Raw genomic sequence first — 14,376 nt, 5'->3', positions numbered from 1 at the left:
CCCGTCATCTGAACAGTATCTGACGGTCCATCAGGAATGAGTGGGTGTCGAGAAGGTAGTAACGGGTTCCAGAAGAGGCAAGGGGTGCGACACCCCGAATTCCGGGCACCGCTCGTGTTATCGGGCGCTGCAAGGGGGTTGCGGTGCCGGACGGGCCGTCAGCAGACTGCAGACAGAACTAGAACGCGTACTAGTTCTGCGTGGCGGGTGGCCGGGACGCCCGCGCCGCGCGGGTGCCCTGAGGAGAGGAACTCCCCACCATGGCCGCGGAACCCGTGATCGTCGAAGCCGTGCGCACTCCCATCGGCAGGCGCGGCGGCGCGCTCGCCAACCTCCACCCCGCCTACCTGCTGGGCGAGACCTACCGCGAACTCCTGGGCCGCACCGGCATCCCCGCCGACTGCGTCGAACAGATCGTCGGCGGCGCGGTCACCCAGGCCGGCGAACAGTCCGCCAACCCCGCCCGCACCGCCTGGCTGACCATGGGCCTGCCGTACGAGACGGCGGCGACGACCGTCAACGCCCAGTGCGGCTCCTCCCAGCAGGCCTCGCACATGGTCGCCAACATGATCGCGGCGGGTGTCATCGACGTCGGCATCAGCTGCGGGGTCGAGGCGATGTCGAGGGTGCCGCTGGGAGCGGCGTCCAAGCACGGCCCCGGGAAACCGTTCCCGGAGGAGTGGAACGTGGACCTGCCCAACCAGTTCGAGGCGGCGGAACGGATCGCCCGCAGGCGTGAGCTGACCCGCGACCACGTCGACGCGCTGGGGCTGCTCTCCCAGGAGCGGGCGGCGGTCGCCTGGGCGGAGGAGCGGTTCAAGAGGGAGACCTTCGCCGTTCAGGTGCCCACGACGGAGGAGGAGCAGGGCGCCGGGCAGGGTATGTGGCGGCTCGTCGACCGGGACGAGGGGCTGCGGGACACGTCGATCGACGCGCTGGCGTCTCTGAAGCCGATCATGCCGACCGCTGTCCATACGGCGGGCAACTCGTCCCAGATCAGCGACGGTTCGGCCGCGCTGCTCTGGGCGTCGAAGCGGATGGCGCGGGCGCTGAAGCTACGCCCGAGGGCGCGGATCGTGGCCCAGGCGCTGGTGGGGTCCGACCCGCACTTCCATCTGGACGGTCCGATCGACGCGACCCGGGCGGTGCTCGGCAAGGCGGGCATGACGCTGAAGGACATCGACCTGATCGAGATCAACGAGGCGTTCGCCTCCGTGGTGCTGAGCTGGGCGCAGGTCTTCGAACAGGACCTGGAGAAGGTGAACGTGAACGGCGGGGCCATCGCCCTCGGGCATCCGGTCGGGGCGACCGGGGCCCGGCTGATCGCCACCGCGCTGCACGAACTGGAGCGCGTGGACAAGGAGTTCGCGCTGATCACCATGTGCGCGGGCGGGGCGCTGGCGACGGGGACGATCATCCAGCGCTTGTGAATGGGCTGGTGACTGTGGTGGTGGACGCGGTGGTGGCCGCGGCTCACTCGTACAGGCGGTCGTTCGGCGGTTGTGGGTACCCTGCGCGGTCGGTGGATTACGTTGCGTGAGAATCCATGACCGGTGCGGGGGAGGACGACATGCCACAGCGACGTACGGCGACGGGTCGCAGCCGGGAGCCGCGTGCGCGGTTCGCCGAGGAACTGAAGGCGTGCCGCGAGGCCGGCGGGAACAGCCTGCGGCAGCTGGGCGAGAAACTCGGCTGGGACTACTCGCTGTTCGGCAAGATGGAGAACGGCCACACGCTCGGCAGCGCCGATGTGGTGACCGCGCTGGACCAGTTCTTCGACACGGGCACGCTGCTGGTGACCCTCTGGGAACTGGCGCTGGGGGACCACACCGTCTTCAAGGAGGAGTACCGGGAGTACATGCGGTTGGAGTCGGAGGCGGTGGGCCTCTGGCACTTCGGGGTCACCAGGATTCCCGGCGTGCTGCAGACCCGTGGCTACGCGACCGAGGTGCTTGCGGCGGGGGACATCTGGGGCGAGGAACTCGGCCGGCAGGTCGAAGCGCGGCTCGGCCGGGCCGAGTTGCTGACCAGGGAGAAAGGCCCGTATTTCCGTACCATCCTGTCCGAGGCCGTGCTGCGGATGGCGCTGCGGGAGACGGGGGCGTGGCGCGAGCAGCTGGAGCACCTGCTGGAGGCCTCCGAGCGGCCCTGCCTCACGATCCAGGTGCTGCCCTTCAGCGCCGGGCCGTGCAGCCTGGACAGCACCGACGTGATGTTCCTGAAGCTGCCGGGCGGGCGGACCGTGGCCTACACGGAGACCGCTCACCGGGGTGAACTCATCCACGAACACACCCCGCTCGACCGGCTGCACCGTATTTACGACGCGCTGCGCGACCAGGCTCTGCCCCCTGCCGAGTCGCGGAGGTTCATCGGGCGGATCCTGGCGGAGGTGCCGTGCGATCCACCGACCTGACGGTCGCGCCGTGGCGCCGGAGCGGCTACAAAGACTCCGCGGCCCCGCCCTGCTGCTCCCGGGGTCGGGTGGGCCCGTTTCACCTTCGTGACGAACGACTGCGCTCAGTTGTCGACCGGTACCTTTCGGATCCGAACCGAGTGCGCAGCGTGACGGAACTGATCGAAAGCCCTGAACCCGCGCCTCGACTGGGTTAGCCTCGTCCTCGCAGCCGAAGAGGCGAACTCGCGTACGTAGACAATCAATTCGGGGGGTCCGTGTCAGAGCAGCATCCGGTGTCGCCGGGCCCGCCGCCGGGTGAGGCGGCCGCGCTGCGGCAGACCGGCGCCGTGCCGCTGCGTCCCGGCGACCCCGAACGCATCGGCCCGTACGTGCCGTTGGCGCTGCTCGGCAGCGGTGGCATGGGACGGGTCTATCTGGCGCGCCCCTCGGACGACAGCCCCGGTCTGTTCGCCGTCAAGGTGATCCGCCCGGAGTACGCCGAGGACGCGACGTTCCGGCGCCGCTTCGAGCAGGAGGCGTTGGTCCACGGCCGGGTCCGTACGCCCCGCGCACCGAGGCTGTGCGGTACGGGGTTCCAGGACGAGCTGCTGTGGATGGCCACGGAGTATCTCGCCGCGCTCGACCTGGCGGACGCCGTACGGGAGGACGGTGCCCTGGAACCGGGCGCCGTCTGGCGGTTGGTGGCGGAGTTGGGGCAGGCGCTCGCCGACCTCGCCGCCACCGGGATCGTGCACCGGGACCTGAAGCCGTCCAACGTACTGCTGTCGGTGCGGGGCGCCCACGTCATCGACTTCGGCATCTCCAAGGCCGCCGACGCGAGCGCCATCACCGGCACCGGCAACCGGGTCGGCACGCCCGCCTACATGTCCCCGGAGTATCTGAGGACCGGTCACTGTGACGCGGCGTCCGACGTGTTCTCCCTCGCCGGGACACTGATCTACGCGGCGGCCGGCCGGGCCCCCTTCGGCGACGGCACCGGCGTCGACGTGATGCACCGGGTCGCCTTCGAGGAGCCCGACGCCGAGCTGATCGGCGAGATCACGGCGACCGACCCGGCGCTCGGCGCGCTGCTGGCCGCCTGCCTCGCCAAGGAACCCGAGCGGCGGCCTACGCCGAGGGCGCTGATCGACGCGGCCGCCGGGTATGCCGGTGCGCCTGCGGGGGCGTCCGGGTGGCCGGGGGCGCTGCACGGCAGGGTGCTGGAGCGGCAGCGGGCGTACGACGTGCTGTATCTCGTGCCCGTCGCACGCGCGGCGGAGCTGCGCTTCCCGGGCCACCGCCCGAACCCGGCGCCGCTTCCGGTGCCGGTGAAGGACGCGGCCCCCGTCCCGGCGGCGGACCAGTCAGGCTCGTCCGCCGCTTCCGCCGAGACGTCCCCGGGGCAGCGACGCCCGGCCGGAGCTCTCGCCTGGGCCCGCAGAAAGCCGGTCCCGGCAGCGGTGACGGCCCTCGCCGTCTGCGGTCTGGCCGCGCTGGTCTTCGTCCTCACCCGCCCGGGGGCCGAGGCGAGCGCCTCGCCGCCGGGGTCTGTCGCGACGGCGTCCCCCGGTACGGCGGCCGGACCGGGCGACACCCCGCCGACTCCGGGGGCCTCGAACGGGAAGTCGGTCCCGAGCACCTCGGGCGACGGCACGGAGACCGCCGACGGCCCCGCCGACCCGTCACAGGTCTCCGACGACCACGACGGCGGCGGTGATGCCGCGAACGACCCCTCGGACACCGACACCCCCGGGGGCACGGCTCCGGGGCCGGACCCGAGCACCGACCCCGGCCCCGGAACGAACGGCGGCACCGGCACGGACACCACTCCGCCCCCCACTCCGACTCCGGTCCCGTCCGAGACCGAGCCCGACGCGGCACCCTGGGTCACCGACTGCACGTACTACGCGGGCAAGGCCCGCACGGCGATCGGCGACACGGGGAAGCGTGTCAAGCAGGTCCAGTGCATCCTGATGAAGCGCGGGTACGACATCGGCGGCACCGGCGTGGACGGGGTGTTCGGGGACGGACTGGAGTCCGCGATGAAGAAGTTCCAGACCGACAAGGGGCTGGTGGTCGACGGCCTGGTGAAGCGGGTGACCTGGGACAACCTGCGGGCGTCGCAGTGACTCCGTCCCGTAACAGGGCGGAGTCACACGGCAGTTGTCACCAGCCGGGACAGCGGATCTGCTGACGGAGCGTCAGCAGGTAGACCGGTATACGTACTTGCTCACGTTCGCGTCGCCCAGGTTGGCCGCCGTGATCGACACGAACGACGTGCCGATCGACTTCGTCACCTTCTTCCCCTGGATCGCGTTCACCGCCTGCTGGACCGCCTGGGCGCCGATCTCCTCCGCCTTCTGGGCGATCAGCGCCTGGACCGTGCCCTTCTTCAGCTGCTCGACCTGTGCGGGACCCGCGTCGAAGCCGACGACCTTGATCTTGCCGACCTTTCCGGCGTCCTTGATGGCGTTGTTGGCGCCGTCACTGGCCGGGGTGCTGATCGAGAAGATGCCCGCCAGGTCGGGATTCTTGGAGAGGGACGCGGCGGTCAGCCGGGCGGCCTCGACGACGCCACCGCTGGGCGTGGAGGGCTGGACACCGACGAAGGTGATGTTCGGGTACTTCTTGATCTCGGTCTCGAAGCCCTTGATCCGCTGGTCGGCGGTGGTGACACCCGGGGTACCGCCGATGATGACGATCTTGCCCTTCTCGCCGACGAGCTTGGCCAGGGTACGAGCCGCCTCGGCGCCGCCCTCCACGTTGTTGGAGGAGACGGCGGAGGAGACGAAGCTCGTGTCGTCGAGGCCCGTGTCGGCCGTCACGATCTTGATGCCGGCCTCGTTGGCCTGCTTCAGCGGCGTACCCAGCGCCTTGGAGTCGGTCGGCGCGATGACGATGGCGTTCGGCTTCTTGGCCACCGTGCTGGTCAGGATCGGCGTCTGGGTCGCCGGGTCGAAGGTGGTCGCGCCCTGGACGTCCACGGTGGCGCCGAGCTTCTTGCCCTCGGCCTTCGCGCCGCAGCCGAGCGTGTTGTAGAAGGAGTCGGACGCGGTACCCAGGATGACGGTCACCTTCGGGTTCGCGGTGGAGGAGGAGTCACCGGACCCGCAGGCGGTGGCGCCGAGGAGGACGACGCTGGCGAGGGCAGCGCCTCTGAGGGTGAGGTTGGCGGTCTTCATGGTGCAACTCCATTGGTGCGACGGGGCGTTGAGCGGGGGGCGTTCGGAGGGGGGCGAGCAGCAGGGCTTCAACGCAGCGTGCGGCGCCGCCGGTTGACGTGATCGACGTACACGACCCCCGCGAGGACCGCGCCGACCGCCACCTGCTGCCAGAACGGCTGGAGGCCGATGATGACGAGACCGTTGCTCAGCACGGCCGGGATGAGGGAGCCGAAGGCGGTGCCCAGGACGCTGCCCACACCGCCGAAGAGGCTGGTGCCGCCGAGCACGGTGGCGACGATCGCCTGGAGGTTGTCCCCGGTGTGGCCGCCGACGGTCGTGGTGGAGAAGCGGGCCAGGTTGACGTACGCGGCGATTCCGGCGAGGAGCCCGCAGAGCGCGTACACCTTGATCAGATGACGGTCGACGGCCACTCCGGCGCGGCGGGCGGCCTCCACGTTGGAGCCGATCGTGCGGGTGTAGGTGCCGAAGCGGGTCAGGCCCAGGACGATCGCCCCGCCGATGGTCAGACCGATGGCCAGCCACACCGTGTACGGGATGCCCAGGAAGCGGCCGAAGCCGAGGCCACTGACCAGGGAGTCGGGGACCCCGCGCAGGTCCAGGCCGTTGGTGAGGACCAGGGCGCCGCCGCCCGCCGCCGAGAGGGTGGCCAACGTGGCGATCAGTGGCGGGAGTTTGGCCTTCGTGACCAGCAGGCCGTTCAGGACGCCCCAGGCGAGACCCGTCGCCATCGTGGTCACCAGGCCCGCCAGCAGGGTCAGCGGGCCGCCGCCGCCCAGCGCGGACATCACCTTCACGCCCACGACCCCGGAGAAGATCAGCACCGAGCCGACCGACAGGTCGATGCCCCCGGTGGTCATCACGAACGTCATCCCGATGGCCAGCACACAGTACGAGGCGGCCTCGATGGCGACGCTGCGCAGGTTGTACGCGGTGAGGAAGTTGTCGGGGTACATGGCGCCGAACACCGCCAGCAGCACCAGCAGGACGACCAGGGCCAGGCTCCGGGTGCCCTTCATGTTGCGCCAGGCGGCGCCGACGGCGGCCGAGCGCAGGGAACGGGAGGTGGTGGTGTCGTCGTCCGGCCCGGCGGGGTTCGTAGACTTCGCGGGCTTCGCCTCGGTCGTGGGGGTCATGACTGGTCCTCGCTGCGGTCGGAGCCGTCGACGGCTGGAATCAGGGCCGGATCCGGTTCGGGATCGGCTCCGTCATCGAAGGTGAGCGCGCCCGTCATGGCGCCGAGCACGTTCTCGCTGGTGGCTGTCGCGCCGGACAGCCGGGCGACCCGCTGCCCGAGCCGCAGCACCTCGATACGGTCCGCGTACTCGAAGACGAACGGCAGGTTGTGGCTGATCAGCACCACCGCCACGCCCGAGTCCCGGACCCGCTGGATCAGCTCTCCGACCCGCTGCGTCTGTACGACACCCAGTGCCGCCGTCGGTTCGTCCATCAGCAGCACCCGGTCCGCCCAGTTGACCGCCCGGCCGACCGCGATGCCCTGGCGCTGGCCGCCGGACATCGTGACGACCTGCGCGGCGGTGTCCTGGATGCCGACACCGAGCGAGCCGAACGCCTCGTCGGCCTTGGTCCGCATGGCCTTCCGGTCCAGGAAGCCGAGCCTGCCGAGCAGACCGGGGCGCATGATCTCGCGGCCCAGGAACAGGTTCTCGGCGGGGTCCAGGTCGGGTGCGAGGGCCAGGTCCTGGTAGACGGTCTCGATGCCCAGCCGGCGGGCGGCGATCGGGTCCGGGATCGTCACCGGCCTGCCGTCGATCCTTATCTCGCCCGCGTCGGGCTGGATCACCCCGGAGATGACCTTGATCGTGGTGCTCTTGCCGGCGCCGTTGTCACCGACCAGCGCGACCACCTCGCCCGGGTAGACGGTGAGCGCGGCTCCGCGCAGCGCCTGGACCTGGCCGTAGCTCTTGACTATGCCGGCCAGTTCGAGGACGGGGGTGGCGGCCGTGGCCCCGCGCGCGGTCGGGCCCGCCGGAGCCGGGGTGGCCGGAGTGGGGGTGCTCATGGCGTCAGCTCTCCGCTTCCACGGGGGGTCAGTACGGTGCCGAGCTCGACCCGGCGGGGTGGTCCGCTCTCGCCCGCGATCCGGGCCAGCAGCAGCCGGGCGGCCTCGCGGCCCATCTCGAAGGCGTCCCCGGACACGACGGTCACAGGGGTCGGCAGCAGGTCGGCGAACGGGAAGTCGTCGAAGCCGACCAGGGCCGGACCCTGACCCGGCCCCAGTCCAGGGCCCATGGCCCGAAGGGCGCCGTGGGTCAGGAAGTTGGTGGTGGTGAACAGCGCCGTGGGACGGCGGCCCGGGGGCAGCGCCAGCAGTTCGGCGGCGGCCTGCTCGGCCTCCGCCCGCGTGCCGTGCTCCAACCGGGCGATCAGGGCCTCGTCGACCTCGCCGAAGGCGGCGCGCATGGCCTCCAGATAGCCGTCGAGGCGGCGGCCCGTGGTGTAGTAGCTGGCCGCCACCACGACGCCGATCCGCCGGTGACCGGCGGCGATCAGATGCTCGGTGGCCTTCCGGGCGCCCCCGTGGTTGTCCAGCAGCACGGTGTCCGCGTCCAGACCCAGCGCGGGCCGGTCCAGGAAGACCACCGGGGTGCCCTGAGCGACCTCGCGGCCCAGGTAGCCGTAGTCCATCGCGCCCGGCACGATCAGCAGCCCGGCGACGCGCTGCCCGAGCAGGTCGTCGATGCCCCGGCGCTCGGCCTCGGGGTCCTCGTCGGAGCTGGCCAGGACGACGTTGTGGCCGTGGGCGCGGGCCACCCCCATGACCCCGTTGGCGATCGAACCGTAGAACGGGTTGGTCAGGTCGCCCACCAGCAGCGCGAGCGTGGTGCTGCGCTGCCCGGGGCGCAGGCTCCGGGCGAGGTCGTTACGCCGGTAGCCGGTCTCGTCTATGGCTGCGCGCACCCGCTCCGCGATGGCGGGGGAGACCGTCTTGTCACCGTTGACGAACCGGGAGACGGTCTTGATCGACACCCCGGCGAGGGCGGCGACCTCCCGCATGGTGGGCGTTCGCATGTCCGGCATCACTCCGAAAAGGGTCGCTGGGTGTCGCTGTGTGCCGCACAGCAAACCTCTGCGAAACAACGTTGTCAATGGATCGCAACAGGGATTTTGCATGCCTTGCGCGTTCCCGGGGTCGGTTTGTATGGTCCGACAACGTTGTTTCAAAACAACGTTGTCTCAGTCTGTGGGAAGTGCGCGGGAGGATGATCATGCAGCCGATCGACGATCCGAAAGGCGGACTGCGGGAAGGTGCGCTGCCGGAAGGTCTCCGCGCCCTGAGCGCCGACGTGCACCGTGAGCTGCGCTCCCTCGACCCGCGCGCCGCCGACCGCTTCACCCGGCTGCTGGCCGGCACCTGGGGCAGGGCCATGCGTCCGCTGCCCGACGGCGAGGTCTTCGTCCTCACCGGCGACATCCCCGCGATGTGGCTGCGCGACAGCACCGCCCAGGTCCGCCCGTACCTCCTCGCCGCCGACGACCCCGCCGTCGCCGCCGCGCTCACCGGCGTCCTGCGCCGCCAGCTGCGGTACGTCCTCGCCGACCCGTACGCCAACGCCTTCAACGCCGAACCCGACGGCTCCGGCGCCGGTCACACCGACGACCCGACCCCCGACCCGCTGGTCTGGGAGCAGAAGTACGAGATCGACTCGCTCTGTGCCCCGCTCCAGCTCGCCTACGGCATCTGGCGGGCCACCGGCGGCCTCGGCCACCTCACCGCCGACGACCGCTTCGCGCGCGCCGCCCGCCGGATCATCGCCCTGTGGCGGACCGAGCAGGACCACGAGAACCGCTCACCGTACGAGTTCAGGCGCCTCGGCGACTACGAGTACGACACGCTGGCACGCGGCGGCCGGGGTGCGCCGACCGCGCCCACCGGTATGACCTGGTCCGGCTTCCGCCCCAGCGACGACCGCTGCCGGTACGGCTATCTGGTCCCGGCCAACGCCATGGCGGCCGTCTCCCTCGCCGGCCTCGCCGAACTGGCGACGGCGATCGGAGACCTCGGCCTCGCCGCCGACGCCACCGCCCTCTCGGGCGAGATCGCCACCGGGGTCCGTACGCACGGGGTGACCACGGGGGCAGACCCGGCGGTGTACGCGTACGAAGTCGACGGTCTCGGCGGGCAGTCGCTCATGGACGACGCCAACATCCCGAGCCTGCTCTCGCTGCCCTACCTGGGCTGGTGCGACCCGGGCAACCAGCTCTACCTGCGCACCCGCGAGTTCGTCCTCAGCGACGCCAACCCCTTCTACTACTCGGGTGGTTCGGCCGCCGGCATCGGCAGCCCGCACACCCCGCCCGGTCATGTCTGGCCGCTCTCCCTCACCATGCAGGCTCTGACCAGCGACGACGAGGCCGAGCGGGTCCGTCTCGCCGAGCTGCTGCTGCGTACCGACGCGGGCACCGGCTCCATGCACGAGAGCTTCCACGTCGACGACCCCGCGACCTTCACCCGCCCCTGGTTCGGCTGGGGCGACGCCCTCTTCGCCGAGCTGCTGCTCGACCTCACGGGCCGCTCGACGACCCGACTGCATCCACGCCTCTCCACCACCGAACTACCCTCCCGGTAAAGCCGCTTACGACCATCCCGACGCCGGCGCTCGCTACCATCTGCGGCGTGTGCGCAAACATCATGGTCGCCGAAGACGACGCGAAGCAGGCCGAACTCGTGCGCCGCTACCTGGAGCACGAGGGTCACACGGTCACGGTCGTCGAGGACGGCCGGACAGCTCTGGAAGCGGTCCGGCACCAGGAACCCGACCTGGTCGTCCTCGACGTGATGATGCCCGGGGCCGACGGCCTCGACGTCGTACGGATCCTGCGCGCCGAGCGCCGGGAGGTGCCGGTGCTGATGCTGACGGCCCGCAGCACCGAGGACGATCTGCTGCTCGGCCTCGATCTCGGCGCCGACGACTACATGACCAAGCCGTTCAGTCCACGCGAACTGACGGCCCGCGTAAGGACGTTGCTGCGCCGCAACCGGCGCGGCGCCGACCCGGCGCCAGTGGCCGTACCCGAACGGGCCCCCGCCCCCGGGCCCGAAGTGGACCCGGACGAGAAGGTGTTGGTGGTCGGCGCGCTCAGGGTCGACCCCGCCCGGCACGAGGTGTCCGTCGCCGGAGCGCCCGTCGAGTGCACGCCCGGTGAGTTCCGTATCCTCGCGGCGATGGCGGCCGAGCCCGGCCGGGTCTTCACCAGGGCGCGGCTCCTGGAGGAACTGCACGGCTTCGACAAGTACATCAGCGGCCGGACCGTCGACGTGCACGTCATGAACCTGCGCAAGAAGATCGAGCGCGCCCCCGGACGGCCGTCCCGCCTCGTCACCGTCTTCGGCGTCGGATACAAACTGACGGACCCGGAGAGGAACGTGCGCCATGCGTCGTCCTGACAGAAGGGGCGGGACGGGCGACGGGGCAGCGGGCGCGCCGGGGACCCGGCTGCCGCTCCGAAAAAGCCTGGCCGGGCGGCTGTTGACCGTGACGGCGCTGGTCGCCTCCTGCTCGGTCGCCGCCACCGCCTGGCTCGCCGTGCAGACGACCTCCGTCGCGATCCGCCAGGAACAGGGGCAGAACCTCAAGTCCGACGCGAAGATCTACGACACCCTCCTCGGATACGCGGCCACCCACCGGGACTGGGACGGCGTCGACACCACCGTGCGCGAGCTCGCCCAGGAGTCCGGACGCCGGATCGTGCTCACCACCCGTGGCCGCCGCCCGTTCGCCGACTCGGCCGACTCGCGCTCCACGGCGGGTGGTTCGACGGCGGTCTCCCTCGCACCGCAGCCCTCGGCGGTCGTGGACCCCCTGTCCGTCGACCCCGTCCTGGTGTCCGACGCGGCCAGGGCCGGCGGGGACCGCGTCGATCCACGGGCCGTGGGGCCCTTCCGGCTGCCCGCGAAGGAACGCGCCGCGCTGCGGAAGGCGTCCGCCGGGCGGGTGCAGTGCCTCGGCAAGATGGGCATCGCCGCCGACGTCGTCGACAGCCCGGCCGGCCGGCCCCGCGTCCAGTTCGTGGGCGACGAGACCGAGGGCGGCACCAACAGCGTCACCGACCGTGACATGGAAGCCAAGTGTCTGGCGTCCTACCCGGTGAGCCCCACCCCGACCGAGCAGAAGGCCCTCAGCGCCCTCAACCAACTCGCCGACGCCTGCCTGAAGCGGCAGAACCGTGCCGCCGTGAAACTGAACCTGAACCTGTCCTGGGACCGCGGCTACGGATACGGATACGCACGGGACGACGCGACCGCCGACCTGGAAGGCCTCAGCAAGCGGGAGGCGGCGGCCCTGGCCGCAAAGAAGGCGGAGGACGCCGAGATGATCGCGCGGAAGGTGGCTGGCGGGGGCGCGTTCGACTACACCCCGCCCACCGAGCTCCGCGACAGCGGATACGACCGGGCCGTGGCGGCCTGTGTCGGCAGCGCCCGCAGCGAACAGCTCACGGCCTATGTCGCCGAGCCCGCCCTGCTGTTCATCGACGGTCCGGGCGCCGCCGGCGTCCCCGGCCTCGACCTCTCCCGGGCCAACACCGCACGCATCGCCGGTGTCACCGCCCTGGTCCTCGCCCTCACCGTCGGCGCCTCGGTGCTCGCCGGAGCCAGGCTCGTACGCCCGTTGCACGCCCTCACCGGCGCCGCCCAGCGCATGCGGGACGGGCTGGACGCGGCGCCGGAGCCCGTGCGTGTCGTCTCGGACAACGAGATCGGGCGGCTGACGGCGGCCTTCAACGACATGGCCGCGCACCGGTCCCGCCTGGAGGAGCAGCGCAAGGTGATGGTCAGCGATGTCGCGCACGAGCTGCGTACGCCGCTGAGCAACATCAGGGGCTGGCTGGAGGCGGCCCATGACGGACTGGCCGTACCCGACCCGGCGTTCGTCTCCTCGCTCCTGGAGGAGGCGGTGCAGCTCCAGCACCTCATCAACGACCTCCAGGACCTGGGCGCGGCCGACGCGGGCGCCCTGCGACTGCACCGCAAGCCGGTACGGGTCGACGAGCTGCTGGGTCAAGTCGCCTCCGCCCACCAGGGGTTGGCCGAGACGGCGGGCGTCGCTCTCACGGTCCCGGCACCGCCCCCGGACGCCCCTCACCCGCCACTCCTCGACGCCGACCCCGTACGGCTGCGCCAGGCCGTCAGCAACCTGCTCTCCAACGCGGTACGCCACACCCCGCCCGGCGGAACGGTGACCCTGCGCTCGTACGTCACAGAGGCGGGCGGCGAGCTGGCCGTCGAGGTGTCCGACACCGGCAGCGGCATCCCGGCGGGTGATCTCCCGTATGTGTTCGACCGCTTCTGGCGCGCGGAGAAGTCCCGCAACCGCAGCACCGGCGGCAGCGGTCTCGGCCTGGCGATCGTCCTCAAGCTCGCCGAGGCCCACGGCGGCACGGTGGAGGTGGCGAGCACGGAGGGGGAGGGGGCGACCTTCACCCTGCGGCTGCCGACAGCCGAGACGGAGAAGGCGGAGAAGGCGGAGCGGCCCGGCCGACCCTGATGGGATGACCACGGCGATCTGACAGTTTCCTCACAAGTGGCCGTCAGGGTGAGGCCATGCCCGGAACCTGGTGCGGATCGGCAACCAGGTACGACCAAGCCGGGCTGGAACTGGAGCCCTTACATGTCCCGCCGTCTCACCCTGCGTCCGCTTCGTGTCGCCGTCCTGACCGGCGTCGCGGCCGGCGCGCTGCTCGTCCCGGCCACCGCGGCCTTCGCCACCAGCCCGACTCCGACGCCGGCCGCGTCCGACCTGAGCCCGTCCGGCAAGGAGGCCCTGGCGAAGAAGAAGGCCGAGGACGCCAGGACCCTCAAGGAGGCCGCCATGAAGGCCCAGAAGCTCGGCAAGGGCTACCCCCGGGGCGGAGTCGCCGCAGGCGAGGCCCCTGCCCAGAACGACAACACCGGCACCCTCATCGGTTCGGCCACCGGCGCGCTGCTGCTCGCGGGCGCCGGCACCTACGTACTGCGCCGCCGCGCCACCGCCCGCCGCGACGGCTGACCCGGCAGCACCGACTCTCGTACGAAACGGTGGCGCCGCCCTTCACCGGGCGGCGCCCTGTGCGTCCCGGTGAACCCCGCACCCTGTTCTGGAGCCCGCGTTGCCCCCTGTACACCGTCCGGCCCCGTCCCGGGCCCGCCCCGCCGTCGCCCTCTTCGCGACCGCCGTCCTGCTCCCGCTCGTCACCGTGCTCACCGGCTGCTCGTCCACCCCCGACCCGACGATCCGGGTCGCCCCGCCGACCTCGGCCGGTGCCCCCGAGGCGGAGCGGTCCGTGACCTCCCCGGCCCCCGAGTCTCCGGCGGCCCCCGCGAAGGTCGCCATCCCCTCCGTGGGGATCACCAGTTCGCTGATGGAGCTGGGCCTCAACCCGGACGGCACGGTCGAGGTCCCGCCGGCCGAGAAGGGGATGACCGCAGGCTGGTACACGGGTGGTGCCGTGCCCGGTCAGGTCGGCGCGGCCGTCATCATCGGCCACAACGACACCCACTTGGGCAAGGCCGTCTTCCACGACCTCAAGAAGATCACCAAGGGCGCGGACATCACCGTCACCGACGCGTCGGGAAAGGCGGCCCACTTCTCCGTCACGGCCACGGAGAGCGTCGGCAAGAAGACCTTCCCCACGGAGAAGGTCTACGGCCCGACCCAGGACCGTGCCCTGCGGCTCATCACGTGCGACGGCGACTTCGACGCGCAGGGGCACCCTGTCAACAACCTCATCGTGTACGCGACGCTCAGCTGAGGGCCGTAGAGGTGCCTGATTCGTCCTGACGTCACGAGTAACGTCCGG

At 71.3% G+C, this 14,376-nt stretch carries 12 protein-coding genes; 8 read left to right on the top strand and 4 right to left on the bottom strand.

Translation table 11 applies throughout. The features are described 5' to 3' along the window. Nucleotides 1–260: 260 nt before the first annotated feature. From QA861_RS36885 to QA861_RS36875, 3 genes are all read left to right on the top strand, one after another. On the top strand, nt 261–1,430 hold the full coding sequence (locus QA861_RS36885; RefSeq protein ID WP_334593097.1) for a steroid 3-ketoacyl-CoA thiolase: 1,170 nt from the start codon (nt 261–263) through the stop codon (nt 1,428–1,430). 140 nt (nt 1,431–1,570) lie between these two features. Beyond that, entirely contained in the window at nt 1,571–2,413 is an 843-nt protein-coding gene (locus QA861_RS36880) for a helix-turn-helix domain-containing protein (RefSeq protein WP_334593095.1), read from the top strand. 257 nt (nt 2,414–2,670) lie between these two features. After that, nucleotides 2,671–4,524, top strand: coding sequence for a protein kinase domain-containing protein (locus QA861_RS36875; RefSeq protein WP_334593094.1), 1,854 nt, complete (start codon nt 2,671–2,673; stop codon nt 4,522–4,524). A 72-nt stretch (nt 4,525–4,596) separates the two neighbouring features. Here QA861_RS36875 and QA861_RS36870 read toward each other — a convergent pair whose 3' ends face one another. The 4 genes from QA861_RS36870 to QA861_RS36855 all read right to left on the bottom strand — a co-directional run bounded on the left by QA861_RS36870 (nt 4,597) and on the right by QA861_RS36855 (nt 8,610). Next, entirely contained in the window at nt 4,597–5,577 is a 981-nt protein-coding gene (locus QA861_RS36870) for an ABC transporter substrate-binding protein (RefSeq protein ID WP_334593093.1), read from the bottom strand. Nucleotides 5,578–5,645: 68 nt separating this feature from the next. Next, the gene (locus QA861_RS36865; RefSeq protein WP_334593092.1) at nt 5,646–6,713 is read right to left on the bottom strand and encodes an ABC transporter permease; all 1,068 of its coding nucleotides are present in this window, start codon (nt 6,711–6,713) and stop codon (nt 5,646–5,648) included. Next, on the bottom strand, nt 6,710–7,600 hold the full coding sequence (locus tag QA861_RS36860; protein ID WP_334593091.1) for an ATP-binding cassette domain-containing protein: 891 nt from the start codon (nt 7,598–7,600) through the stop codon (nt 6,710–6,712). Before QA861_RS36860 ends, QA861_RS36865 begins: the two co-directional genes overlap by 4 nt. Continuing rightward, nucleotides 7,597–8,610 carry a LacI family DNA-binding transcriptional regulator gene (locus QA861_RS36855; protein WP_334593089.1) on the bottom strand — a complete coding sequence of 338 codons (1,014 nt, stop codon included), beginning with the start codon at nt 8,608–8,610 and terminating at the stop codon, nt 7,597–7,599. Before QA861_RS36855 ends, QA861_RS36860 begins: the two co-directional genes overlap by 4 nt. Nucleotides 8,611–8,807: 197 nt before the next feature. On the opposite strand from QA861_RS36855, the gene QA861_RS36850 reads away from it, so the two are divergent. From QA861_RS36850 to QA861_RS36830, 5 genes are all read left to right on the top strand, one after another. Continuing rightward, a complete protein-coding gene (locus tag QA861_RS36850) occupies nt 8,808–10,169 on the top strand; it encodes a glycoside hydrolase family 125 protein (RefSeq protein ID WP_334593088.1) in 1,362 nt (453 codons plus the stop codon). Nucleotides 10,170–10,231: 62 nt separating this feature from the next. Next, entirely contained in the window at nt 10,232–10,987 is a 756-nt protein-coding gene (locus tag QA861_RS36845) for a response regulator transcription factor (protein ID WP_334594962.1), read from the top strand. Further along, nucleotides 10,974–13,085 (top strand): sensor histidine kinase, encoded by a 2,112-nt coding sequence (locus QA861_RS36840; protein ID WP_334593087.1) that lies wholly within the window; start codon nt 10,974–10,976, stop codon nt 13,083–13,085. Before QA861_RS36845 ends, QA861_RS36840 begins: the two co-directional genes overlap by 14 nt. Before the next feature lie 123 nt (nt 13,086–13,208). Beyond that, nucleotides 13,209–13,586: a sortase-dependent protein gene (locus QA861_RS36835; protein WP_334593086.1), complete on the top strand. Its 378-nt coding sequence runs from the start codon at nt 13,209–13,211 to the stop codon at nt 13,584–13,586. A 100-nt stretch (nt 13,587–13,686) separates the two neighbouring features. After that, on the top strand, nt 13,687–14,328 hold the full coding sequence (locus QA861_RS36830) for a class F sortase (protein ID WP_334593085.1): 642 nt from the start codon (nt 13,687–13,689) through the stop codon (nt 14,326–14,328). The last annotated feature ends 48 nt before the right edge of the window (nt 14,329–14,376 follow it).

It is taken from the genome of Streptomyces sp. B21-083, assembly GCF_036898825.1.
GTDB lineage: Bacteria > Actinomycetota > Actinomycetes > Streptomycetales > Streptomycetaceae > Streptomyces.
Note: the sequence above shows the minus strand (reverse complement) of the source record. Positions and strands in the feature narration are given on the sequence as shown.

Coding starts and splice junctions, on each gene's coding strand:
- QA861_RS36840 (WP_334593087.1), top strand. CDS start 10,974: ATGCGTCGTCCTGACAGAAGGGGCGGGACGGGCGACGGGGCAGCGGGC.
- QA861_RS36850 (WP_334593088.1), top strand. CDS start 8,808: ATGCAGCCGATCGACGATCCGAAAGGCGGACTGCGGGAAGGTGCGCTG.
- QA861_RS36880 (WP_334593095.1), top strand. CDS start 1,571: ATGCCACAGCGACGTACGGCGACGGGTCGCAGCCGGGAGCCGCGTGCG.
- QA861_RS36845 (WP_334594962.1), top strand. CDS start 10,232: ATGGTCGCCGAAGACGACGCGAAGCAGGCCGAACTCGTGCGCCGCTAC.
- QA861_RS36885 (WP_334593097.1), top strand. CDS start 261: ATGGCCGCGGAACCCGTGATCGTCGAAGCCGTGCGCACTCCCATCGGC.
- QA861_RS36865 (WP_334593092.1), bottom strand. CDS start 6,713: ATGACCCCCACGACCGAGGCGAAGCCCGCGAAGTCTACGAACCCCGCC.
- QA861_RS36870 (WP_334593093.1), bottom strand. CDS start 5,577: ATGAAGACCGCCAACCTCACCCTCAGAGGCGCTGCCCTCGCCAGCGTC.
- QA861_RS36855 (WP_334593089.1), bottom strand. CDS start 8,610: ATGCGAACGCCCACCATGCGGGAGGTCGCCGCCCTCGCCGGGGTGTCG.
- QA861_RS36835 (WP_334593086.1), top strand. CDS start 13,209: ATGTCCCGCCGTCTCACCCTGCGTCCGCTTCGTGTCGCCGTCCTGACC.
- QA861_RS36860 (WP_334593091.1), bottom strand. CDS start 7,600: ATGAGCACCCCCACTCCGGCCACCCCGGCTCCGGCGGGCCCGACCGCG.